This is a genomic window from Enterococcus sp. AZ128, from assembly GCF_051714485.1.
GTDB lineage: Bacteria > Bacillota > Bacilli > Lactobacillales > Enterococcaceae > Enterococcus_A.
This window is the reverse complement of the sequence record NZ_JBIORZ010000002.1, coordinates 946,773-968,478: the sequence shown is the minus strand read 5'-3', so window position 1 is coordinate 968,478 and position 21,706 is coordinate 946,773. Positions and strand designations below refer to the sequence as shown.

At 41.6% G+C, this 21,706-nt stretch carries 20 protein-coding genes; 4 read left to right on the top strand and 16 right to left on the bottom strand.

Annotation, left to right across the window (positions count from 1 at the left end; genetic code table 11):
- Window positions 1-124: 124 nt before the first annotated feature.
- The 4 genes from IGI38_RS16485 to IGI38_RS16470 all read right to left on the bottom strand — a co-directional run bounded on the left by IGI38_RS16485 (window position 125) and on the right by IGI38_RS16470 (window position 3,848).
- Window positions 125-763 (bottom strand): type 1 glutamine amidotransferase family protein, encoded by a 639-nt coding sequence (locus IGI38_RS16485; RefSeq protein WP_438732569.1) that lies wholly within the window; start codon window positions 761-763, stop codon window positions 125-127.
- A 194-nt stretch (window positions 764-957) separates the two neighbouring features.
- Entirely contained in the window at window positions 958-1,275 is a 318-nt protein-coding gene (locus IGI38_RS16480; RefSeq protein WP_438732568.1) for a DsrE family protein, read from the bottom strand.
- 23 nt (window positions 1,276-1,298) lie between these two features.
- Window positions 1,299-2,699, bottom strand: a complete 1,401-nt coding sequence (locus tag IGI38_RS16475) for a glutamate decarboxylase (RefSeq protein WP_438732567.1) — start codon at window positions 2,697-2,699, stop codon at window positions 1,299-1,301.
- Window positions 2,700-2,900: 201 nt separating this feature from the next.
- The gene (locus IGI38_RS16470; RefSeq protein ID WP_438725454.1) at window positions 2,901-3,848 is read right to left on the bottom strand and encodes an IS30 family transposase; all 948 of its coding nucleotides are present in this window, start codon (window positions 3,846-3,848) and stop codon (window positions 2,901-2,903) included.
- 168 nt (window positions 3,849-4,016) lie between these two features.
- On the opposite strand from IGI38_RS16470, the gene IGI38_RS16465 reads away from it, so the two are divergent.
- Both IGI38_RS16465 and IGI38_RS16460 read left to right on the top strand, forming a co-directional pair.
- Window positions 4,017-5,783 carry a Na/Pi cotransporter family protein gene (locus tag IGI38_RS16465; protein WP_438732566.1) on the top strand — a complete coding sequence of 589 codons (1,767 nt, stop codon included), beginning with the start codon at window positions 4,017-4,019 and terminating at the stop codon, window positions 5,781-5,783.
- A gap of 354 nt (window positions 5,784-6,137) precedes the next feature.
- Window positions 6,138-6,395 carry a hypothetical protein gene (locus tag IGI38_RS16460; protein WP_438732564.1) on the top strand — a complete coding sequence of 86 codons (258 nt, stop codon included), beginning with the start codon at window positions 6,138-6,140 and terminating at the stop codon, window positions 6,393-6,395.
- Window positions 6,396-6,435: 40 nt separating this feature from the next.
- Here IGI38_RS16460 and ade read toward each other — a convergent pair whose 3' ends face one another.
- From ade to IGI38_RS16430, 6 genes are all read right to left on the bottom strand, one after another.
- Window positions 6,436-8,175, bottom strand: coding sequence for an adenine deaminase (gene ade / locus IGI38_RS16455; protein WP_438732562.1), 1,740 nt, complete (start codon window positions 8,173-8,175; stop codon window positions 6,436-6,438).
- A gap of 382 nt (window positions 8,176-8,557) precedes the next feature.
- Complete coding sequence (locus tag IGI38_RS16450) at window positions 8,558-10,003, bottom strand: FGGY-family carbohydrate kinase (protein WP_438732560.1); 1,446 nt, start codon at window positions 10,001-10,003, stop codon at window positions 8,558-8,560.
- Between the two features lie 40 nt (window positions 10,004-10,043).
- The gene (locus tag IGI38_RS16445) at window positions 10,044-10,820 is read right to left on the bottom strand and encodes an SDR family oxidoreductase (protein WP_438732559.1); all 777 of its coding nucleotides are present in this window, start codon (window positions 10,818-10,820) and stop codon (window positions 10,044-10,046) included.
- Window positions 10,821-10,867: 47 nt separating this feature from the next.
- Complete coding sequence (locus tag IGI38_RS16440; RefSeq protein ID WP_438732557.1) at window positions 10,868-11,794, bottom strand: electron transfer flavoprotein subunit alpha/FixB family protein; 927 nt, start codon at window positions 11,792-11,794, stop codon at window positions 10,868-10,870.
- A complete protein-coding gene (locus IGI38_RS16435; RefSeq protein ID WP_438732555.1) occupies window positions 11,794-12,582 on the bottom strand; it encodes an electron transfer flavoprotein subunit beta/FixA family protein in 789 nt (262 codons plus the stop codon). The genes IGI38_RS16440 and IGI38_RS16435 overlap by 1 nt, the downstream gene beginning before the upstream one ends.
- Window positions 12,583-12,648: 66 nt before the next feature.
- The gene (locus tag IGI38_RS16430) at window positions 12,649-14,136 is read right to left on the bottom strand and encodes an FAD-binding oxidoreductase (protein WP_438732554.1); all 1,488 of its coding nucleotides are present in this window, start codon (window positions 14,134-14,136) and stop codon (window positions 12,649-12,651) included.
- A 215-nt stretch (window positions 14,137-14,351) separates the two neighbouring features.
- Here IGI38_RS16430 and IGI38_RS16425 point away from each other — a divergent pair, with 215 nt between their 5' ends.
- Window positions 14,352-15,065: a MurR/RpiR family transcriptional regulator gene (locus tag IGI38_RS16425; RefSeq protein WP_438732552.1), complete on the top strand. Its 714-nt coding sequence runs from the start codon at window positions 14,352-14,354 to the stop codon at window positions 15,063-15,065.
- A gap of 31 nt (window positions 15,066-15,096) precedes the next feature.
- On the opposite strand, the gene IGI38_RS16420 is transcribed toward IGI38_RS16425, so the two are convergent.
- The 6 genes from IGI38_RS16420 to IGI38_RS16395 form a co-directional block, all read right to left on the bottom strand.
- Window positions 15,097-15,714, bottom strand: coding sequence for an ABC transporter permease (locus IGI38_RS16420; RefSeq protein ID WP_438732551.1), 618 nt, complete (start codon window positions 15,712-15,714; stop codon window positions 15,097-15,099).
- Window positions 15,714-16,622 carry an osmoprotectant ABC transporter substrate-binding protein gene (locus IGI38_RS16415; protein ID WP_438732549.1) on the bottom strand — a complete coding sequence of 303 codons (909 nt, stop codon included), beginning with the start codon at window positions 16,620-16,622 and terminating at the stop codon, window positions 15,714-15,716. The genes IGI38_RS16420 and IGI38_RS16415 overlap by 1 nt, the downstream gene beginning before the upstream one ends.
- A 4-nt stretch (window positions 16,623-16,626) precedes the next feature.
- Window positions 16,627-17,247: an ABC transporter permease gene (locus IGI38_RS16410; protein ID WP_438732547.1), complete on the bottom strand. Its 621-nt coding sequence runs from the start codon at window positions 17,245-17,247 to the stop codon at window positions 16,627-16,629.
- Between the two features lie 11 nt (window positions 17,248-17,258).
- Entirely contained in the window at window positions 17,259-18,380 is a 1,122-nt protein-coding gene (locus IGI38_RS16405) for an ABC transporter ATP-binding protein (protein WP_438732545.1), read from the bottom strand.
- Window positions 18,381-18,452: 72 nt separating this feature from the next.
- The gene (locus tag IGI38_RS16400; protein WP_438732544.1) at window positions 18,453-19,229 is read right to left on the bottom strand and encodes an SDR family oxidoreductase; all 777 of its coding nucleotides are present in this window, start codon (window positions 19,227-19,229) and stop codon (window positions 18,453-18,455) included.
- A gap of 178 nt (window positions 19,230-19,407) precedes the next feature.
- The gene (locus IGI38_RS16395) at window positions 19,408-19,974 is read right to left on the bottom strand and encodes a glycerol-3-phosphate responsive antiterminator (protein WP_438732542.1); all 567 of its coding nucleotides are present in this window, start codon (window positions 19,972-19,974) and stop codon (window positions 19,408-19,410) included.
- 428 nt (window positions 19,975-20,402) lie between these two features.
- On the opposite strand from IGI38_RS16395, the gene IGI38_RS16390 reads away from it, so the two are divergent.
- Complete coding sequence (locus tag IGI38_RS16390) at window positions 20,403-21,662, top strand: MFS transporter (protein ID WP_438732540.1); 1,260 nt, start codon at window positions 20,403-20,405, stop codon at window positions 21,660-21,662.
- The last annotated feature ends 44 nt before the right edge of the window (window positions 21,663-21,706 follow it).

Below are 21,706 nucleotides of genomic sequence, written 5' to 3'. Positions count from 1 at the left end.
GCTAGATTTCTGATTACCTTCTGAGCTTATTAGCCAGCCTTTCCAGACACGCCAAAAAAGGCCCTCACCAAGTTAGAGAGCCTTTGGGACATTGCGCTTCATTAAAACGTCTGTGACAGATAATTTAGTCTTTATCCTTATTAGGCAACGATTGCATCAAAGCAAAGAAGTGATTTGCCTCGCCAGTACTAAAATAGTTATACCAAGCTTCCAACGTATCAGCTTGAAAAACATCCAAATAGTCAATAATTTGTTTCGCCCACAGCAATCCTCCTGTTGAACTGGCAGTAAACAAGTTGCTGTCCGCTACAGATGGCTGATCAAAATAGAAGTTTTGCCCCTTGTAACTAGGAGAAAACATGTCGAGGAAGCCTGCCCCATTGCTAGTATGTGGACGCGTATCTAATACCCCAGCATTGGCAAGTGCAACAGTGGCTCCGCAAATTGCCCCCACTGCAGCGCCTACAGCAAGAAATTCATTCGCTTTTTCAATGATAGCGACATGTTTTGGATCGCTCCATGTATCCGCGCCAGGTAAAAGCAGTACGTTCGTTTCATTCACAACAAGATCATCAATCAAGCAATCAGGGATTATTGTCATTCCGCCCATTGTAGTGATTGGATCTTTAGATCCGCTGACCGTTTTCAGCGAAACACGTTGCGCACCATCTTTGAAAAAGCGTCCAGAATTCAGTTCTGCTGTAACATACCCTAATTCCCAGTCAGCCAAAGTATCAAGAACATAAACATAGATTGTATTCATCATTTTCCTCCATTTTATACGTAGTTAGTGAATCGATTTGATTGTACCTTTAGTATACCTAACAATTGTTGACAACAGTATGGCAACAATTGTTAGGTATACTAAAGAAATTTTAAAAATCTGATTTCTCCATTATTTAGTGGGCCTTTTGTTGAAAAAATAAGCCCTTCTTTAATTGAAGGACTTATCGTTTTTTAGCATTTGATATATGAATACCCTTGTTCCTGCAGTTCTACTAAACCAATTACGCCTGACTCGATGATCTCCACCTGCTCATGCATTTGTTTGGAACGAACATGGAAGTTTCGCATCGAATGATGACACGCCTGATAAGTTACATGCGGATACTCCTTCATAAACTTGATCACTCGCGGCAATAAGTAGCCTTGGATCGCTTCGCCATTCATTAACAGCACGATGTCCGCATCTGGCTCTGACAACAATATATGCTCGATATCATGACGGGCCTCTCTGATCATTCCTAACTCATCGACATGAAAAACAACTTTCATCTAAAACGCCTCCTTAGTTTCTATTAATGGGTAAAACCATAATTTTTTATTTCAGTCTCCTCATGAAAGACTAAGTGACTATTTTCCAACTCTTTAATTGCCGCTTTCAAGTCTTCAATAAAATCATGGGCCATATTCATCCCAAAATCACTTCTTACCACGATTCGCTGAATAACCTGATCTGCTAAATTATTCGGCAACGGATAAGACGGAACCTGCCAGCCTTTCATTAATAAGCGATCTGACAAATCATAAAGGGTCCATTTACGTTCACTATCATCGGCCAATCGATAGCAAACCAATGGCAGCTGACTGCCGTCGTTGATGAGTTCAAAATGACGGGATTGATCAATTTCCTTAGCCAAATAAACCGCCACATCATGCGTTCGCTGATGGATGCTTTGGTAGCCTTCAAATCCAAACCGCACAAAGTTATAATATTGACCGATCATCTGAGACGCACTATGTGAGAAATTGATCGCCATCGTCGGCATTTCCCCACCGAGATAGCTGACCTTGAAGATCAATTCTTCCGGCAGGTATTTTTCATCCCGCCAGACGACCCACCCGACACCAGGGTATACCAATCCGTATTTATGTCCTGAGGTGTTAATCGAGATGACATTCTTTAGTTGAAAATCCCAAACTAGCTCTGGTTCAACAAATGGCGCATACAGCCCGCCCGAGGCGCCATCCACATGTATATATACCTTATGTTCGGTCTGCTGATTGTACTCTTCAACTAATTGATCCAGTTTCTTGATATCGTCATATTGTCCAGTATACGTAATTCCTAATATTCCGACGATCCCGATCGTGTAGTCATCGACTGCCTCCACTGCTTTTTCAACATCTAAGGACAACTGATCCCCCGACATAGGAATCTCACGGAGCTCGATATCCCAATATACACAAAATTTTTCCCAACATACTTGATAACCTGAAGAAATAATCAAATTCGGCTTCTTCGCTTGGATGTCCACGCCTAATCTCTCTGCGCGCTTGCGCCAAGCGAATTTCATCGCCATGCCGCCCAGCATACACGCCTCAGAAGATCCGATCGTTGAAGTTCCGATATATTTTTCTGGTCCCTGCGCATGCCAAAGATCTGCAATGATATTCACACAGCGGTTCTCCATTTCAGCCGTCCGCGGATACTCAGATTTATCGATCATATTTTTATCCAGCGTCTCACTCATCAGCTTGACCGCTTCAGGTTCCATAAACGTCTGACAAAACGTCGCCAAATTCAAACGAGCGTTTCCTTCATCTAATAGATCATCTTTGATCATTTGGTAGGCGATCCGCGGTTCGATCGATTTTTCCCCTAAATGATAAGACGGTAAGACTTCCTCTTCATTGCTCGATCCAAAAATCGGTTCCAAATAACTCGCTTCACGTCGATCTTTCTTTCCATACAGCATACGCTATGTCTCCTCTATCATTAGAATGCCCAAATTTATCCGATTGAATAAAACTTCCTACTACTTTAAGAGTAGCTGAAAGCGCTAAAAAATACAAAAGAATTCCTTCCGTTTCTTTCCTAGTTTGGGCAGTTTTTTCGATTTAAGCTAAAATAATTCGTTTATTTCAAAAAAATCAGCGCTTTTTTAAATGCTGAATTGTCAAATTAATTGCAACATTTCTTCTTGAAAGACTTCCCAACAATTTTTCCAGTTCAATGTTTTTTTAGGACGCATATTTATCTTGCGTAATGCTTCCTGTTTCTCCGTAGGGGGTACCTTTGAAAAATCAGTTCCCTTAGGGAAGAATTCTCTAAATAAACCATTCCCATTTTCGTTAGATCCGCGTTGCCATGGGGAGTATGGATCACAAAAATACATAGGTACGTCTAAATCTTTCTCAATTTCTTTCCAGCAAGAAAACTCTTTCCCACGGTCGACCGTAAAGCTTAAAAATGCCTTGTGACTCCCTAGGTCTTGCACAAAAGCTTTAATCGCTTGTGCCATTGACTTCGCGGTACGATCCCTCATTGAGATCGCCCAATAAAAGCGTGTTTTCCGTTCAATAAACGTTGCTTCGCAGGCTTTGCTTTCCCCTCTGCTAGAAACAACTGTGTCCAACTCCCAATGTCCAAATTCTTCTCGAGTTGACACAGAAGCTGGGCGTTCATCAATGGTATGCCCTACAGTCATTTTGCCTCGTGCCTCTTCTTGTTTTTCTTGTCTTCTGCCTTTATGTCTCAGACACTGTTTAGACACATTAAGAATACCGGCATAGAGCCAATTGTAAATGGTTTTGAATGAAACTATTTGACGATCATTCGCAATTTGTTCAGGGGACCAGCTGTCTTCAAGATCACATTCAATCTGATAAGCGAATTCAGAAGTCCATTTGGACTTCGCACCACAGGCACTGCGCTTCATTTCCGCATCTAATTGCGCATTGTCGGCATTATAGATCAAATCTTCGGGTACTCGTTTCAACTCACGATCAATCGTTGTTCGGCTAACACCAATTCTGTCCGCTATTTCTTGAATACTCTTGGCATCATAAATCATCGTCTCTATACATTTTCGATTATCTCGTGTAAGCTTTTTGTGTGAACCCATCAAAATCACTCCTAGTAGTTTGTTATCCTAAACTCATTTTACTAGAAATTTTTGATGGGTTCTTTGTTGCGATTAATATTACAATTCAGCAAATAAAAGACTTTCTTTTTACTTGTGAATCTATTATTTTGGTAGTAGCATGCAAAAAAAATTAGCGGAGGACGCATAATGTCTTATCAGGAAATGCTTTTTACATTCTTAGGTGGATTAGGAATTTTCCTTTTCGGGATCAAATATTTAGGTGACGGTTTGCAAAAAGCTGCCGGAAATCGATTGAGAGAAATTCTAAATCGTTTTACCTCAACACCCTTTCGAGCTGTACTAGCCGGTATCATCGTCACCGGTCTTATCCAAAGCAGTTCGGGTACCACTGTTTTGGCTGTTGGTCTCGTAAGCGCTGGATTTATGACCTTGAAACAAGCAATCGGGGTTATCATGGGGGCGAACGTCGGTACGACCGTAACCGCTTTTATTATCGGATTCAATTTGAGTGAATACGCCCTGCCGATCATCGGTATCGGAGCGATTCTGCTCTTTTTCGCAAAACGAAACTCACTCCAATCAATTGGACAGATTCTTTTCGGATTTGGGGCCTTATTTTATGGACTAAAATTAATGGGAATGGCCATGGACCCCTTAAAGGACTTGCCGCAATTTAATCAATTAATGCTTAGTGTAGCTGATCATCCCGTTTTAGGTGTCGGTATCGGTACTTTGTTAACCATGGTCTTGCAGAGTTCAAGTGCCACGATCGGCATCTTGCAGCAATTGTATATGCAAGGAAGCGTGACATTAGGAGCTGCTCTACCTATCCTATTTGGGGACAATATCGGTACGACGATCACTGCGATCATCGCTTGTCTAGGTGCCAGTGTCGCTGCTAAACGAACTGCTGCGTCTCACGTCATCTTCAACCTAGTTGGCGCTCTGATCTTTACGATCTTGTTAACACCATTTACGAGTGTTGTCGTATTTTTCGCCGACTCGCTGGGCTTGAATCCCGCGATGCAGCTGGCCTTTGCCCATGGACTCTTCAACGTTTCCAATCTGGCGATCCAATTCTGGTTCATTCCGCAGATCGAAATGCTCGTGAAGAAGATCGTACCTGGCAGCGAGAAGAATTTGAATATCCGTTCAGTGACTTTGAGCGAGCCGATCATTCATACCTCTTCTGTTATGGCGATCGAACAAGCTAAAGGTGAAGTGGTTCAGATGGGGAATTATGTCCTGTCTTCTGTGACGGCCGCGCGCAAGTATTATAATGATACGAAAGAAGAATGGCGCGATGATGTTTTGCAGTATGAAGATGCAATCAATCAATGCGATATCGAATTGACGGAATATCTCGTAAAAATCTCAGCGACGGAATTGACTCCTTTAGAAAGTCAGGAGCAAGCGATGCTACTAGAATTCACGAAGGACTTCGAGCGTATGGGCGATCATTCCATGAATATCATCCGCTATGTCGAAGAATCCATCGCTCTAGAAGAGAAACAACGAGCAAAAGATAAGCGGAATAAAACGAAATCAACAAATAACCGACAAACTTTCTTGCTCCACGATGAAGACCTTGAACGTCTTTTCGATAAAGTCTTAAAAAATATCCGCGATGCGATGCAGGTTTTAGAGAACGATGATGTCGAGCTTGCGCAAAAGATGTTAGACCGTGAAGAAGAAATCAATCAATTGGTTGAATTGCTACGTAAAAAATATATTAAACTCATGACAAAAGGCGAAGGACGTGCTGCTGACGGAGTGCTGCTGATCGATATCAGCTCCAACTTGGAACGCTCAAGCGATCGTACGCTCCATATCGCGAAATATTTCTTGGGGAATAAATATAACTTCAAATACGATACGTCGAACTTCCACTATGAGCGACCAGAAGAATCAGCAGAAGATTCGTTGGGCGATGCTGGTGAAGTGTTAGACTAAAAAAAGCTACCTGCTGCTCTTTTAAAGAGTTGTAGGTAGCTTTTTTTATACTATAGCTCAATTCCTTTCAGCGAAGTAACAATAAGCTTCTCCAAACTATCCATTTTGTGCTCATATATTTCATTGATATTATGGGGTGCAGCAAAGAAAGTTCTCTTAGCAGCCTTCCATTTTTATTCCTTTATAGCAGTCATCTCATTTCAAGTGTTTCGTCAACTATCAATGATCACGATGATAAGAATAACTGATTAAATGGCAACCTTTCACAATCGTAAGTTTCCAAACTCTTTCGTAAGTATTTTCTCCTTCGTTTCCTTGTTATGATGAATACATCAAAGAAAGGGAGTTGAAGAAATGGATACAATTACAGTTACTTTATTGGGTTGGGGACTTTATTCAGTGATTAATTATTTTGAAAAACGCGGTGAACGTGGAAAAGCAATTATTGCGACAGTACTTGTCAGTCTTGTGATTATTTTGTCGAATGTCTTTGGCAATTTTGCCAGTGCTTCGCAGTTAGGAGTATCAAAATTAGTCCTGACAATCGGAGCAAGTGTAGTTATTCTTGCATTCTTCCTGTTTCTACCAGCTATTTTTAGAGCGAAAAAATAAACGAGGAAAAGATTCTCTACGAATCTTCTCCTCGTTTTTCTTATTCTTCTACTGAAATCGGTACAACCTCAAACTTCGTAACATCTACCAAACCAATGTCCGTAATTTTCAAATTAGGAATGACCGCTAATGACATAAAACCTAGCGTCATGATCGGATCAACTTTTTCTGAGACATCTAAAACCTCATGAGCCAAACGATTAATCTCCGCCTCTTGTTCCGCAACTGCTTCTCCTGAAAGATCGCTCATTAATCCCGCAATTGGCAGAGCCATGCTGCCGATCACTTTTCCAGATTCGATCACTACTACACCGCCCTCTTGCTCCTTTAATGCGAGCACAGCTGCAGCCATATCTTCATCGTTCGTCCCTGTCACGATCAAATTATGGGAATCATGAGCGATCGACAAACCGATTGCCCCTTTTTTCAAACCATAATCCTTTAACAATCCGACAAAGACATTTCCGGTATTGTGATGGCGCTCGATGACTGCGATTTTCGCAACATCTTGCCGCGGATCAAAGATAAAGTGATTCAATGCATCTCGTTGAACAGAAACGATCGCCTCATTGGTCAACGCTTCCTGTGGAATAACTTCAATCGCACGTGCCTTGCTGCTCGTTAGGGTCAGCGTCAATTGTTCCTTGCGGAAATTGTCGATATGCACACTTGATTGAACCTTTTCAGTCGGTACACGTTTGATTGCGGGTAGATATTCACCATTTTCTGCGATCAATTTTCCAGCAATATAAGTCGCTTCGATCTTCAATTGTGCCAAATCAGAGAAAACGACCAAATCCGCTCTCAAGCCCGGCGCAATCGCGCCACGATCGGTCAATTGGCAGCATTGAGCCGCATTGATCGTTGCCATTTGAATCGCTCGAATCGGTGAGACACCCTCTTCGATGCAAATTCGAATACTGTTATCCAAATGACCCTTTTCTAACATCGTTTTCGCCTGCAAGTCATCTGCCGATAGCACACAACGCTGATAATTATTTTCCGTCACACCTTTTAACAATGTTCGTAAATTTTGAGTAACCGACCCTTCACGTAAGAAAACATACATCCCGCGTGCGATCCGGTCCTTCAGTTCTTCGACGGTCGAACATTCATGGTCATTGGCGATACCCGCAGCCGCATAAGCATTCAATTCTTTATCGAATACCATCGGCGAATGGCCGTCGATCCGTAAGTTGCGTTCTTTAGCAGCTAATAACTTATCCAGCACCTCATCTTGAGCATTGATCACACCAGGAAAATTCATAAATTCAGCTAACCCGTCGACTTGGTTCTTAGCAAACGATGGAAGCATATCCGCAGCTTCCACCACCGCCCCAGCATTCTCCATGTTGGTCGCCGGTACACATGAGGGCATCATGTAACGAATATCCAATGCTGTTTTCTTCGCGGCCTCTATCATATACTCTAATCCCGGTAAACCAAGAACATTGACGATTTCATGGGGATCAGCTAGTACCGTCGTCGTACCATGAGGAACTAACAACCGGCCAAATTCTTCCGGTGTCACATAGGACGATTCCACATGGATATGAGGATCGATAAATCCCGGAGCCACAAATTTCCCTTCTAAATCGATTATTTTGTTTCCTTGATAATCCTCACCAACTCCAGCAATCTGACCATCAACAATCGCTATATCTCCTTGAATGATTTCCGCCTGATAAACATCCACCACCTGAGCATTTCTTAAAACTACATCAGCCGGCACACGTCCCGCTGCTACATCGATCAGTCGCTTTAATGTTGCTTTATCCACTTTTTTCGCCCCTTTTTTAAATATTTTTTCTATTATAGCAGGGTTGAACCCGCGAATCACTAATAATTCGCTTAGAATCCTTGAAATAATTCTAAAAAAGAAAAAAACTCACAAAAAATCCGCTCTATTTAGTTGAAACAGCCTGCTAAATCCGAACGATAAGAATGGATAGCTTCCATTGTGTTTCAATAGATAGAGCCATCAAAGATAAGCAGACATCAACCTTAAGCAAACATTTTCTCCCTCGCCTGACATTCACAAGTAAAAATGTCACTGCAAACAATTTTTCTACAGCACACATTATTTTTTGAAATATGAAAAAGAAGCAGTTCCAAACCAATGGAACTGCTTCTTTCAAAAACTGAGATATTATTATTGAGCTTTATCCTTCTGGATGCAGCACATCATATGTTTTCTTCAGTACTTCATCTGTATAATCGGTTAAACTTTGATACACTTCTTCATTCAAACGTTTATAAATCGCCACATTTTCAGGTTTTGGTGTGAAGACATCCTTCACTTTGACCATTTTCTCAACAGCCTCTTCATATGTTTCATAGATGCCTAAACCAACTGCTGCGTTGATCGCAGCTCCAACACTGGCACTGCCGTTCACTACATTGCGCTTGATCGGCAAATTAAAGACATCCGCGAAAATTTGCATCAATAGATCACTGTTTGAACCGCCCCCGGTAACAATCACTTCATCAATTGGATGTCCCATTTCATCGGTCATATTCGTCACGTTGTTCTTCATGGTATAAGCGATGCCTTCTAGAATCGAGCGATACAGATAACGATAATCGTGGTGAGCATTAAAACCAATCATCACTCCCCGTTTGAAGGGTTCCCAAGGATTGGCTAACCAATCTAATTTCGTCATCAAACCGTCACTGCCTGCTGGAATATTAGCGGCTTGTTCGTTTAGGTATTCTTCTTCACTAATCCCTTGATAGTTTGAACGAATACTGATTTTTTCACCTAAAAGATCTTTAAACCAAGATACGGTCCACATCCCGCGGCGAATACCATAACCTTCATAGATATAGCGGCTAGGCATTGATGACAAGATGCCCCAATAATTAACGGCATCACTAGGCGGCATTTGTTTGCCCATCATCATGCTGCAAATATACGTTCCTAACGATACAACCGCACTCGTATCTTGAATCAGTCCGGCACCTAAGGCCTCCACTGCCTTATCACTCGTTGTCGCAAAGACTGGCAAGCCTTCAGGTAATCCGGTTTTTCCACTTGCCTCTTTCGTTATTTCGCCTAGCTTTTCTCCGGGTTTAACTGCTTCAAACAGCATATCTTCTGGGAGATTGTATTGTTTTAAAACTTCTTCATTCGTTGACCAATCCCACGTTTCATAATCAACCGGCCATTGACCAAAGTTATTTCCAATATTATCTTTAAATTCACCTGTCAAACGATGGGTAATGTATCCGCTTGTCGAGGTCACATATTGAACTTCTGGATTGTCATGAACATAGGGCGTTGACGTACGTTTATCCATCCAGCTAATTACCGGCTGTGCTAATGTTCCGTCCTTTTTCAGCAAAACTCGGCAGCAACGGATAAAACCTAGCCCGATTCCGACAATATTCTCTTTACGTACACCGAACTCATCCATCGCTTTGTTTGCTGCGACACATAAGGCATCCCATAAGTCATCACCAGGATGCTCAACTACGACATCTGTTCCTAGGTGCATAGGGCGTAATGCTTCTTTGCCTTCACCTACGATATTTCCTTCTAAATCAAAAATGACGATCTTGGTACTTTGGCTTCCGCCATCAATACCGACGATATATTTCTTTTCCATAGTCTCTCCTTTTGATTTTTTCTTCTATTATATAGATGGACTATCGTACTAAGAAACCACCATCAACTGCCAAGATATGTCCATTAACAAAATGTGAAGCTTCTGATGCTAAGAATGCCGTTGCTCCCATCAAGTCAGCAACATCGCCCCAACGTCCTTCTGGTGTATGATCTACAATCCACTTGCTGCGTTCTGGGTCTTCGATCGATGCTTTCGCTGCATGGGTTTTGAAATATCCTGGCGCAATGCCGTTCACTTGGATATTGTATTGGGCTAATTCATCACAATAAGCTTTTGTCAAACCAGCTAAACCATGTTTAGATGCAGCATATGCTGGCGCCCATTGTCCGCCTAAGAAAGAGAACATTGAACAGATATTGATGATTTTTCCGCTCTTTTGAGGAATCATCACTTTAGCGGCTTCATGACTCATATCAAATGCTGCTGTTAAATTGATGTTAATCGTCGGGTCCCATTTGTCACGACCATAGCTTACAACATCGTCGCACGGGCAAATGCCGGCACAGTTTACTAAAATATCTACCGAACCCAATTCAGCAATACATTTTTCAACCACTTCTTGGCACACACCGTCTTTCGTGATATCAGCTTCCATATATGCCGTTTTCGCACCACGTTCTGCTAAAACAGCGTTAAATTCTGGATCATCCGGCATAATTGATGGCATGAAAATATTCGCGCCTGCTTCTGCTAAAGCTAATGAAAATGCTTGTCCTAGCCCAGTATTTCCGCCAGTTACGATCGCGTTTTTGCCTTTGATATGAAACATATCCATTTTAAAGTCTTTGATTTCCATTTTTCTACCTTCTTTTCCTTTATTTTTTGTTTTCACCCGCTTGGGGATTATCCCTTGAGTCTAGTACTTAGCTTCCTTGCAAATTCTGCCGCATCGCCATGAACGACGATACTGGCTAAATAATTCATCGGTGCACCAAGATCCGTATTCACCGAAATAATCTCTTTTGCATTTTTTAACCCTTCGATATGCTGCGTTGAACCATAGATTCCTAAAGCGATATACAAGTCTGGGCTAACTGTCTTGCCCGATTGGCCGACTTGAATTTCACGGGGCGCTTTTTTACGATCGACTAATTGTTTCGATACCGCCACGACACCCGTTAGTTCTTCTGCCAAATCCTGCAATTGATCAATTGGCTGAGTATAACCGCCGCCTGCTGAAACAATCACGTCTGCCTCGCGAATATCCGCAACTGTTTGTTCACTTTCCACAATCTCCAAAACCTCGATTGTTGACGCTTTCAATTCAGCTGACACAAACCTGGTATATTTTGATTCCTTACTTAAGTCCGCTGCATGAAAAACATTCGGATGAACACTTGCCATGATCGGTGATGAATCACACACGATACTTGCCATAATATTGCCTGAAAAAGCCGGTCGCACCAATTTTTTTCCGCGTTTGTCAACGTGAATATCGGTAATATCAGCCACTAATCCTACCTCAAGCCGCATCGCCAATCGCGGCGCCACCATCCGACCAAATTCCGTTGCTAAAATGATGATGCTGTCAAATTGATACTCTCTATGAACTTGTTCAATGATATCCGTTATTATTCGACTATCCTTTAATTGGGTCGTCGACATTTCGACATTAATCACCTCATCAAGTCCTGTAACTTCTTCAGGCAAATTGATACCTAATCCATAAACAAAAGTTTCTTCTTCACCAGCTAAGCGGTGAACCACTTCAGTCAAATCCAATGAATAATCGACCTGATCGTTATCTATCAGAATGAGTCCTTTAAACATTATAAGTACCCCTTTTCTTTTAGAAAATGAACCACTTCATCGATACCTTCATCATCGACTTTCACTACTTTGTGTTCCACTTGCTCCCTTTTTACAACCACATTTTTTCTTACCTTTGTCGGGGAGCCCTTGCCTCCAATTATTTCTGCTGGCAACTGTAATCGTTCATTGGTTACCACTTCAAATTGGTCATCCACATTTCTCCCGATATTTTCATATCTTACAAACCCTAAACGCAAATTCATTTGATGTGTGACGCTCAGCACACTGGGATTTTCGATTTTTAAGCGATATGTTTTTTCCTCTTGCAAGGCTTCAACGATCGAATATTCCTTTGTCACTTCCTTGATCGCGACAATATTGGAAAATTGATTGATTCCCATGATTTCCGCGATTTGTGGACCAACATGTCCGGTCCCGCCATCCAAAGTATGGGTACCAGTAAGCAACAAATCATATTCTTGTGAAGAAAGATAACTGGAAATGATTCGGCTCGTTACCAGCGAATCACTGCCAGCTAAGTGACGATCACTGATCAAAACTGCTCGATCTGCACCCAATCGGACGAAATCCTTCATCGCCTCTTCCAACTTCAGCGGTCCCATTGTAATAACTTCAACATAGGTAGAAGGGTCTTGTTTTTTTCGCATCATGGCAAAAGCCAAAGCGTTCTTATCATCTGGATTCAAAATAAGACGCGAACTATCACGATCAATCTTATCCGTCTCATAATCATAGACAAACTTTTCTGTATCCGGAACAAATTTGACTAAACAAATGATTTTCATGATTCCCCTCCTTCAACTATGTATTTCATTCAAGGACGATCAGACGTCCTTGAATGAATCGTGTGTTTATTTTTGGTACTTCAACCCTTCTTGTACTGGGTAGATATTTCCGAAACTCATGATGCCCTTCGGATCGAAAACTTCTTTCAAGCTTTCTAACATATAGTACGCAGATTGATGTTCATCTTTTGTCCATTCGTTACGATACTTGCCGATACCGTGATGGTGACACATTGAACCGCCTAATTTCAGTGTTTCTTCTACGATGATCGCTTGGATCGGATGATGATAGATTTTCATTTCATCCTCTGGCTCACAATTGATGTCGTAGTTGTAAACGAAGTACATGTTCGTTCCGTTCAGATAACTATGGGAAGAATGCCCGCCTAACATCGTTAAATCATCAGCACGAGGGAACTCGTTACGAATTCTATCGATAACATTGTTATAAATCTTAGTGATCGTTTCCCAGTCAGCCGATACTTCTGTTGTATAGCCATCGTGTTTGTCATTGTCGATCATACCTTGAATTTCATCATCGATCGTTTGTTGTGTCCAGTTCAATTGGTTGAACCAGTTTTCGATTAATTGGGAATCTACTTGCTTCACGATGCCGTCTTTGAATTTCTCGACTGCTTCCTCAATCCCTTTACCCGTTGCTTCAACAATTCCTTCTGGGCCTTCTGCCATGAAAATCAAGACGCATTTCCCTTCGTAGAAATGATAGAAATGCTGGCGCGCATCCTCCGGTGAATATGTCCGAGCAACCGATGGGCGGTAACCGTTTACCATCACTTCGCGAAGAACCTTCACACCATCTTCAACATCGTTTACTAAGTAACCAAAGAATTTATTATTGTCTGGATAGTATTTAAAGATTTTCACTGTCACTTCCGTGATATAGCAAAGCGTTCCTTCATTTCCGATCACAATGTGGCGAATGTCTGGGCCGCCTGCACGACGAGAAATATTCTTAATCCGTGAAATATGACCGTTCGGGAAAACACATTCCAATCCTACGACCATGTCTTCGATTCCGCCATAAAGAGTTGAGAATTGTCCGATTGAGCGGGTTGCAACCAATCCGCCATATTGGGCAATTGGTTTTGATTGTGGTGAATGGCCTGTAGTGTAGCCGATTTTTCTCAATTCATCTTCTAACGCTTGCAAGGGTACTCCGGCTTGAACGGTAGCTTGCATGTTATAAGGATCGATTTTCAAAATCTTATTCATATGAGAACCGTCGATCACTAATGCTAGATCTTTCCAGTTTTCCAAACCGCCTTCTGTTGCAGTTTGCCCACTGCGGGGAATGACATTGATATCATTTTCGTTACAATACATCAAAAGTTCTTTAACTTCTTCTGGATTATTAGGATAAACTACGGCAGTCGGCAATGGATTATCCAGTACTCCTTTAGCCTTCATATATTTGCGATAGCGGTCAGATGCCGCATCATATAATGTTTTGTGATCCGTTACCACCTGTTCTTCAGAGACGATATTTTTTACGTCCTTAATGATTGCTTCTTTCACCAATGTTTCAGAGTTCATTCAATTAGCTCCATTCATCTTTTTTTCGAAAGCGCTTTTCCTGAGTTCAGTATAAATGGTCATCTCTCGTTTTACATTAAAATTTGATTAAATTTTCTATTTGATTTCATTTTTTTATTCTATTTTGGAAAATTTTCCATTTTTTGTTTGCTTTTCTGATTCTGATTATGCTATTCTGAATTCAAGATAAATCATTGCCTTTAAGGAGGTTTCCCATGAAAATACAGTTGGATCGGTTAAACGATCTAGAAATAAAAATCCATAACCGTTTGCTGGCGGAAAGCCAAGACAAACCCAACCTGACAATTACTGAAGCCGCCAAACTTACGGACGTTTCTCCTTCAAAGATTTCCAAGCTGGTCAAAAAAATGGGCTTCTCCGGCTACAAAGAGTATTTCCGTTTTTTGACCGGCAAAGAATTAGTCAAGCAAAAAAAATTGAACAGCGAGTTTGCCCGTATCAAGGACTTCATAGAGAATTTTGACGAGTCGGCGGTAGACTACCTAGCTGATTTGATTCAGCAATCGGGAAAGATTTTGCTTTTTGGCTATGGACCTACAAATTTTTGCATGGAGTATTTTGAATACAAACTGAATTTCACTTTGAACAAAAATGTGATTCGTGTCAGTCAGCCATCCTTGATCCCTGATTTGTTAACGAAGGATTCCTTGCTGCTGATTTTCTCCGTTGCTGGGAAATTCGCCAACTTTGATCCATTATTCGAAGAAGCGAAGAAGCATCAAGCCAAATCTTTGCTGGTGATGGAGGAAATGAATACAAACTTATCTCTTGATGCCAGTGAAATAATTTTCTTAACAAAATCGCATCAAAATGAAACCTTGAAATCTCACGAAAAGACTCGAACCATTTTGTTGATGTTCATCGAAGAGGTTGTTCGAAAGTTGACTGAAGAAGACCCCCGCGAATAAATCGCGGAGGTCCTTTTTTAATATCCGTAAATTATTTCATAATCCAATCAAACAGCCAATCCATCATCATCGCAATAAAAGCACATAAAACCGCCCCGACAATAATGATCGGACCGCCGTCCGTAATCGCAATTCCTCGTAAGATCACATCGCCGACACCACCAGCTCCGACGAATGAACCGATCGTCGTAATACCAACCGAGATCACTAAGGCATTGCGAACGCCTGCTAAAATCACCGGCAATGCCAGCGGAATCTTGATCATGTAAAGAATTTGATACCGATTCATCCCGATCCCTTTAGCGCTATCGATATACATCGGATCGACATTGACTAGCCCAACATATGTGTTTTTAACGATCGGCAACAAGGAATACAGGACAACGGTTGCCACCACAGTATTCTGCCCCAATCCCATTAAGATTAACAGTACCGTCAGCATCGCAATCGACGGAATCGTTTGAATGATATTAATGACCCCAATCACCACATCAGACAGCTTTGGCTTCTCGGATAAAAAAATTCCCAGTGGAAAACCGATCAAGAAGGTCAGCACCACACCAATCACTGAGATATAAACATGCACGCCAAATTGTGTGATCAAATACGAAGAGTTTTCACTTAGATATTGCAGCAAATTTTCAACCATCAGCTTCCCTCCTCAAAAAAGTTATGCTTTTCCAAAAATCGGCGAGCAATAATTTTCGGCTCCAACAATTCATTATCCGATTCATAATTCAAGCGCTGCATCGTTTCAGTATCAATCGTATTTTGTAATTTCAACAAAATCGGTTTTAACTCCGGATATTGTTTCAGCGTCTCTCCTGAAACAACGACGCTAGCAGTGTACGGCGGAAAGAACTTCAAGTCATCTTCCAACATTACAAGATCATAGCTGCCGACCCGTCCATCAGTGGAATAGCCCAAAATCACATCTAGCTCCTTGGCGACTAACGCGTCATAAAGCAATCCCACCTGCATCGGATAGACCCGTTGGAATTTGGTATTATAGGCTTCTGTATATCCCTTATAGCCGTCACCTTCTCGTTTATACCACGTCTGATCGGAGCCAAGACGCATTTTCCCCGCACATTTTTTTAAATCGCTGACCTTTTTTAAATCATATTTTTTTGCAGTTTCTTGCGTCACCATAAAAGTAAATTGGTTAGAAAAGCCATAACTCGGAAACCATTCGAACCCAAAACGCTGATCAAATTCTTGCTGGACAATCTTTAATGCTTTAGCGGGATCTTTTTCCGTCGGCAATCCTAAAGTACCGATCAAGTCGGTTCCCGTATAACGTGTTGGCGCAATGTCTAAATCTCCTCGCACCATTGCTTCATGCATCAAATTAGCTGACCCCAAATTATTAAGATAGACAATGTTTTTATCCGTGGCGTGCTGGAGTAGCTCAACGACGATATTCCCTAGAATCTGTGATTCCGAGGTCACTCCGCCAGCCACCGTGATCGTATCATCCTTGGCGGAAAAATTCCGTACGATAAAACTTCCAAATAGCAGGATCATCGCCGCTAATAGAAAAATTCGCTTTTTCATCGACTCACCCTCTATCCATCGTTAATTTTAATTCCGAACGTTTAAGCAATGCATCTGATAGCAAAGCTAACAAAGTGATTGGGATCGTCCCCATCATCACAAGATCCAGACGATATAAATTCAATCCGTTAAAAATAAAATCGCCTAAACCACCTGCACCGATATACGAAGCTAAAGTCGTCCACGAAATGACATAAACAGTCGATACACGAATACCTGCCATAATGACTCCCATCGCTAACGGCAATTCGATCTGTAATAATCGTTGCATTTGTGACATCCCCATCCCCTTGGCGGCATCTAAATACGTGGCGTCAACTGATTTGATACCAACATAAGTATTTCGTAATATCGGCAATAGCGAATACAAAAAAAGCGCGATCACTGCTGGAATTTTCCCGATTCCAAAGAAAGGAATCATGATCGACAGCAACGCTAATGAAGGGATCGTTTGAAAAAACCCTACGACTTTGATTACTGTCTCAGAGCCTTTTTCTACCCGCGTCAAAAGCGCCCCTAAAGGAACCGCTATGAGGATACCAAGAAAAATCGCCAAAAAGGATAAATAAAAATGTTCCCAGAATTTCAATAAAATCTCACTACCATATTCGGACCAAAAATTCATGCTAGCACCTCCTACTGCAATTGTTCCTGGACAAGCGACACTAACGCTGAACGAGTCACGATGCCTACCAGATGATTCTCATCATCCACCACTGGCAAATATTTGAAGACATGATTAATCAGCGGTTCGATCACGTCCGCCACCCGATCATTTTGATTTACACTTGCTGTGTCGGTTCCCATCACATCAAAAATAGACGATTTTGGTTTAAGCTTAGAAATGTTACGTTCAACAAAGTTAATATCAACAAAACCCTTCAAGCAGTTCTCGTCATCCACCACCAACAAGGTATCAACTTTTTTCTCTGACATTTGACGAATCGCATCAGTGATCGATTTGCTCAGCGAGATCGATTCGACCCGCTCCACCATCAAATCAGCCACAGTCATTTCATTGTTGTAATAGACATTACGTTTGCGTTTTCCAATCAGTTCTTCAACAAAATCATTCGCTGGATGTTCCAAGATCGTTTCTACCGTATCGTATTGAACGATCTCACCATGATCCATAATAATGATTTTATCTGCCAGCTTGATTGCCTCATCCATGTCATGAGTAACAAAAACAATCGTTTTCTTCATCTCCCGCTGCAAACCTTTGATCATTTCTTGCAACGCGTCCCGCGTGATTGGGTCTAAAGCGCCAAAAGGTTCATCCATCAAAATAATATCTTGACTGGCCGCCAATGCCCGAATGACACCGATTCGCTGTTGCTGACCACCAGAAAGATTTTTCGATTTCCGTTCTAAATAGTCTAAAGGCAAATCGACTCGTTGGATCAATCGTTCTGCGATCCCAGATTTCTTTTCGTTGCTCCACTTTAACAATTTAGGCACGATCATGATATTTTCTCGGATGGTCATATGAGGAAACAAACCAATGTTTTGAATCACGTAGCCGATTTGTCTCCGCAACTCATCCTCGTTCAATTTGGTAACATCTTGTCCATTGATTTTAATACTGCCCTTTGACGGTTCGATCATTCGATTAATCATTCGTACTAGAGTCGTTTTCCCGCTCCCGCTAGTCCCGATAACACAAATAAATTGATTGTCTTCAATCGTCAAATCAAAGGGATGGACGGCGATCGCTTTTTCTCCATACCTTTTTTCTACCTGTTCAAACTCGATCATAGCAATGATCCCTCCATTTTTATGTAATTGCCGTGACTCATTTCCGCTGTCACGACGAACAATAATTAGCGATTATCTTACTAAATAGCCGCCATCGATTGGTAAAATATGTCCATTAACAAAATTTGAAGCCGGACTTGCTAAATAAACCAATGCCCCCATCAAATCTGCTACTTCTCCCCAATAATTGGCAGGCACATGTGCTAAAACTTTTTGATTGATCTCTGGATTTTCCCGATCTCTTTTAGTCATATCGGTCGCTAAATAGCCTGGAGCTATTCCGTTCACTTGGATATTGTATGCGGCCAATTCATCACAATACGCTTTAGTCAAACCAACCAGCCCATGTTTTGCTGCCGCATTTGCCGGGGACTGTTGGCCACCCAAAAATGAAAACAATGAGCAGATATTGATAATCTTTCCGCTCTTTTGCGGAATCATCACTTTCGCCGCCTCGTGAGACATTTCAAAGGCCGCCGATAAATTAAGTTGGATCATCGGGTCCCATTTTGAACGATCAAACTGCAGCACATCTGCTGAGAGATGCATCCCGGCACAATTCACCAGCACATCCACCGTACCAAAGACTTCAACGCAATGCTCGACAACCTGTTGCGGAACACCATCCTCCGTCAGATCAACTTCCATAAAAACATAACAAGAGCCCGTCTCTTCAATAATTTTCTGCGTTGTTCCATCATCATCGATTAAGCTGGGCACAAGAATATTTGCTCCGCTCTTCGCCAATGCCAGCGAAAACGCTCGCCCAATACCTGTATTTCCTCCAGTTACGATAGCGACTTTTCCATCCAGTGAAAAAAATTCCATACTGAATTCCGTGATTTCCATTTATCTTCCCCCCGTTTGTGTGATAGAGCCTCACGAAATCGTTCAGCTTTCATTCTATCCGTTTAAAGATTGATGTGTTCGACCAAAAATAGATAAATTCAAAACAAAAAAGCGAACACCAAATAAGCTGGTGTCCGCTTTTCTCTGTCCTCTTAGCAACAACTACCGTTTTTACTTTTTATATTTCCCAAACATCCATGTTTGTTGTTGAAATGGCTACTGCTCCTGCCTGCAATGCCGTCATTACCAATTCCTTGTCACAAACCAAGCCACTGGCGATAATCGGAACATCCACCACATCCTGTACCCAAGATAGAACCTTTGGCATCGCTCCAGGTAAAACTTCTACGACATCCGCTTTCGAGGTTCCTAATTGTTTTGGCAAATTATGATACGACTTTGAATCGATCAAAAAGAAACGATGAACGGTAAATAATCCTCTAGCATTCGCCGCCCGCAGCAAGATTGATTTCGAACTGATAATGCCATCCGCTTTAGTGGCTCGCTTCAAATAATCGACCGCCGTCTCCTTTGTGGCCAGACCATCGATCAAGTCCACATCCACCATCACAATCTTGCCAGCTTCTTTTAAACGATCAACGATATCCACAATACTGCAAACATCTCCATACAAAACGAAGATGATATCACTTTCGCAGGTCAAGGCCTTCTCAAAACTGCGCTTGCTATTGATGGCTGCAATCAGCGGATTGTCCTCCATCATTTGAATAATTTTTCTTTTCATTTTTATCCTTATCCCTACTAAGTAATTTAATACGCTTTCATTCTAGCATACCTCACAAACACTTACATGAGAAAACATGATCCCTCGAATTCTTTTTCTTGGAATATCCTTTTGATTTCTCAATCAAGCGCAATTAGAAACACTTGTGTTTCCTCAGTTTAATGGATTACAGCTTTTTCGTCAATTGTTCAGAGAAAAAAGACTTGCGGAAATCTGTTGTAATATCAAGGTTTTCCATGCCTTTTAAACGTGAAAATTTCGTTGAAAAAGATTTCTCTAAAAATTTTGAGTATAAAAAGAGGTTGACATCGCTTTCATAAGATTCTATACTTTGGGTGTTACTAGAGACCAGAGAGAAGTAACGCTTACTTAAGCGTTGCTTCTTTTTTGTTTTTTTGTAAAAGAATTCACAATCAGGAGGGCGTTATATGAACAAGCAAGCAGTTAAAAAATGGGGAACGTTGTTACTACTTTCAGCCGGCGCTGGAATTATCTTTCAGCTTCCTTACATTCGGGAGACGTTTTATGTACCGATCCAAAAAGCAATGGATCTGACAAATGCGCAGATGGGAATGCTTTCTTCCGGTTACGCTACGATGGCGACATTTTCTTATTTTGTCGGTGGGATCGTAGCAGATAAATTCTCAGCTCGGAAGTTGCTGACCTTTTCATTCTTGATTACCGGTATCTTAGGCTTTTGGTTCTCTACCTTCCCTGGTTTTCAAATCAGTCGGTTGATTTTCGTTTTAATGGGAATCTCAACTATCATTACCTATTGGTCCGCGGCGATCAAAGCAACTCGGATGTTGGGTGACAGTTCAGAGCAAGGGCGTTTGTTTGGTTGGCAAGAAGGTTTGCGTGGACTGTTGAATGCATTACTTGTATTTGGAATGACAGCTGTTTACAGCCGTTTTTCAAACGAAGTATTAGGTACCGCTTGGGCGATTCGTGTATGTGCAATTGCTGTTATTATTATTGGTATTTTAAATTGGTTTGTCATTGAAGACACCGCAGCAGAATCACACACTGAACCGATCTCTAAAGTTGCGATCGGTATGTTCAAAACTTTGAAATTGCCCCGTACATGGGTACTTGTAGCCATTGTATTCTTTGCTTATAGTATTTATGGAATTCTAGGCTATATCAATACTTACGCAATAAATGTTTACGGATTATCAGTTGCAGGTGGAACAACACTTGGTGGTGTGCGTTATTTAGTTCAAGCAGCCGGCGGGATCATCGGTGGGATCATCGCGGATAAACTGGGCTCTCGTATCCGGGTTATCATCGGTGGTGCAGGACTGTTGACAGTTTGTTTTGCTGGGTTCTTGGTATTGCCAGCTAGTGCGGGATTATTAGTCACTGTAATCGCCAACTTCATCTTTGGACTATTCCTTATTTACGTAGTCCGTAGTCAATACTTCGCAATCATTGATGATGCTGGATTCCCAGTTGAAATGACGGGGCGTGTATCTGGAATCGTTTCTTGTCTAGGCTACCTGCCAGACGTATTTATGTACACTATGATCGGCGGATGGTTAGATGCAAACCCTGGTAAAGCCGGTTTCAATATGATGTTTATGTACGCGATCGCAATGGGTATCGGTTGTATCATCTTCTCATTGGTTCTTACTGCAATTATCAAAAAAGACAAAGCTTCAGGAACTGTCTCTACTGAAGTTGAATAAATATAAAAAGTTTCATCCCTTCAATATAATAAAGGGATGAAACT

What these genes read in the sequence shown, in the direction of transcription:
- IGI38_RS16415 (WP_438732549.1), bottom strand. Translation starts at nt 16,622, where the DNA reads ATGAAAAAGCGAATTTTTCTATTAGCGGCGATGATCCTGCTATTTGGA.
- IGI38_RS16400 (WP_438732544.1), bottom strand. Translation starts at nt 19,229, where the DNA reads ATGGAAATCACGGAATTCAGTATGGAATTTTTTTCACTGGATGGAAAA.
- IGI38_RS16460 (WP_438732564.1), top strand. Translation starts at nt 6,138, where the DNA reads ATGGATACAATTACAGTTACTTTATTGGGTTGGGGACTTTATTCAGTG.
- IGI38_RS16485 (WP_438732569.1), bottom strand. Translation starts at nt 763, where the DNA reads ATGAATACAATCTATGTTTATGTTCTTGATACTTTGGCTGACTGGGAA.
- IGI38_RS16475 (WP_438732567.1), bottom strand. Translation starts at nt 2,699, where the DNA reads ATGCTGTATGGAAAGAAAGATCGACGTGAAGCGAGTTATTTGGAACCG.
- IGI38_RS16470 (WP_438725454.1), bottom strand. Translation starts at nt 3,848, where the DNA reads ATGGGTTCACACAAAAAGCTTACACGAGATAATCGAAAATGTATAGAG.
- IGI38_RS16395 (WP_438732542.1), bottom strand. Translation starts at nt 19,974, where the DNA reads ATGAAAAGAAAAATTATTCAAATGATGGAGGACAATCCGCTGATTGCA.
- IGI38_RS16450 (WP_438732560.1), bottom strand. Translation starts at nt 10,003, where the DNA reads ATGGAAAAGAAATATATCGTCGGTATTGATGGCGGAAGCCAAAGTACC.
- IGI38_RS16405 (WP_438732545.1), bottom strand. Translation starts at nt 18,380, where the DNA reads ATGATCGAGTTTGAACAGGTAGAAAAAAGGTATGGAGAAAAAGCGATC.
- IGI38_RS16465 (WP_438732566.1), top strand. Translation starts at nt 4,017, where the DNA reads ATGTCTTATCAGGAAATGCTTTTTACATTCTTAGGTGGATTAGGAATT.
- IGI38_RS16480 (WP_438732568.1), bottom strand. Translation starts at nt 1,275, where the DNA reads ATGAAAGTTGTTTTTCATGTCGATGAGTTAGGAATGATCAGAGAGGCC.
- IGI38_RS16425 (WP_438732552.1), top strand. Translation starts at nt 14,352, where the DNA reads ATGAAAATACAGTTGGATCGGTTAAACGATCTAGAAATAAAAATCCAT.
- IGI38_RS16435 (WP_438732555.1), bottom strand. Translation starts at nt 12,582, where the DNA reads ATGAAAATCATTTGTTTAGTCAAATTTGTTCCGGATACAGAAAAGTTT.
- IGI38_RS16445 (WP_438732559.1), bottom strand. Translation starts at nt 10,820, where the DNA reads ATGGAAATCAAAGACTTTAAAATGGATATGTTTCATATCAAAGGCAAA.
- IGI38_RS16410 (WP_438732547.1), bottom strand. Translation starts at nt 17,247, where the DNA reads ATGAATTTTTGGTCCGAATATGGTAGTGAGATTTTATTGAAATTCTGG.
- IGI38_RS16420 (WP_438732551.1), bottom strand. Translation starts at nt 15,714, where the DNA reads ATGGTTGAAAATTTGCTGCAATATCTAAGTGAAAACTCTTCGTATTTG.
- IGI38_RS16430 (WP_438732554.1), bottom strand. Translation starts at nt 14,136, where the DNA reads ATGAACTCTGAAACATTGGTGAAAGAAGCAATCATTAAGGACGTAAAA.
- IGI38_RS16390 (WP_438732540.1), top strand. Translation starts at nt 20,403, where the DNA reads ATGAACAAGCAAGCAGTTAAAAAATGGGGAACGTTGTTACTACTTTCA.
- IGI38_RS16440 (WP_438732557.1), bottom strand. Translation starts at nt 11,794, where the DNA reads ATGTTTAAAGGACTCATTCTGATAGATAACGATCAGGTCGATTATTCA.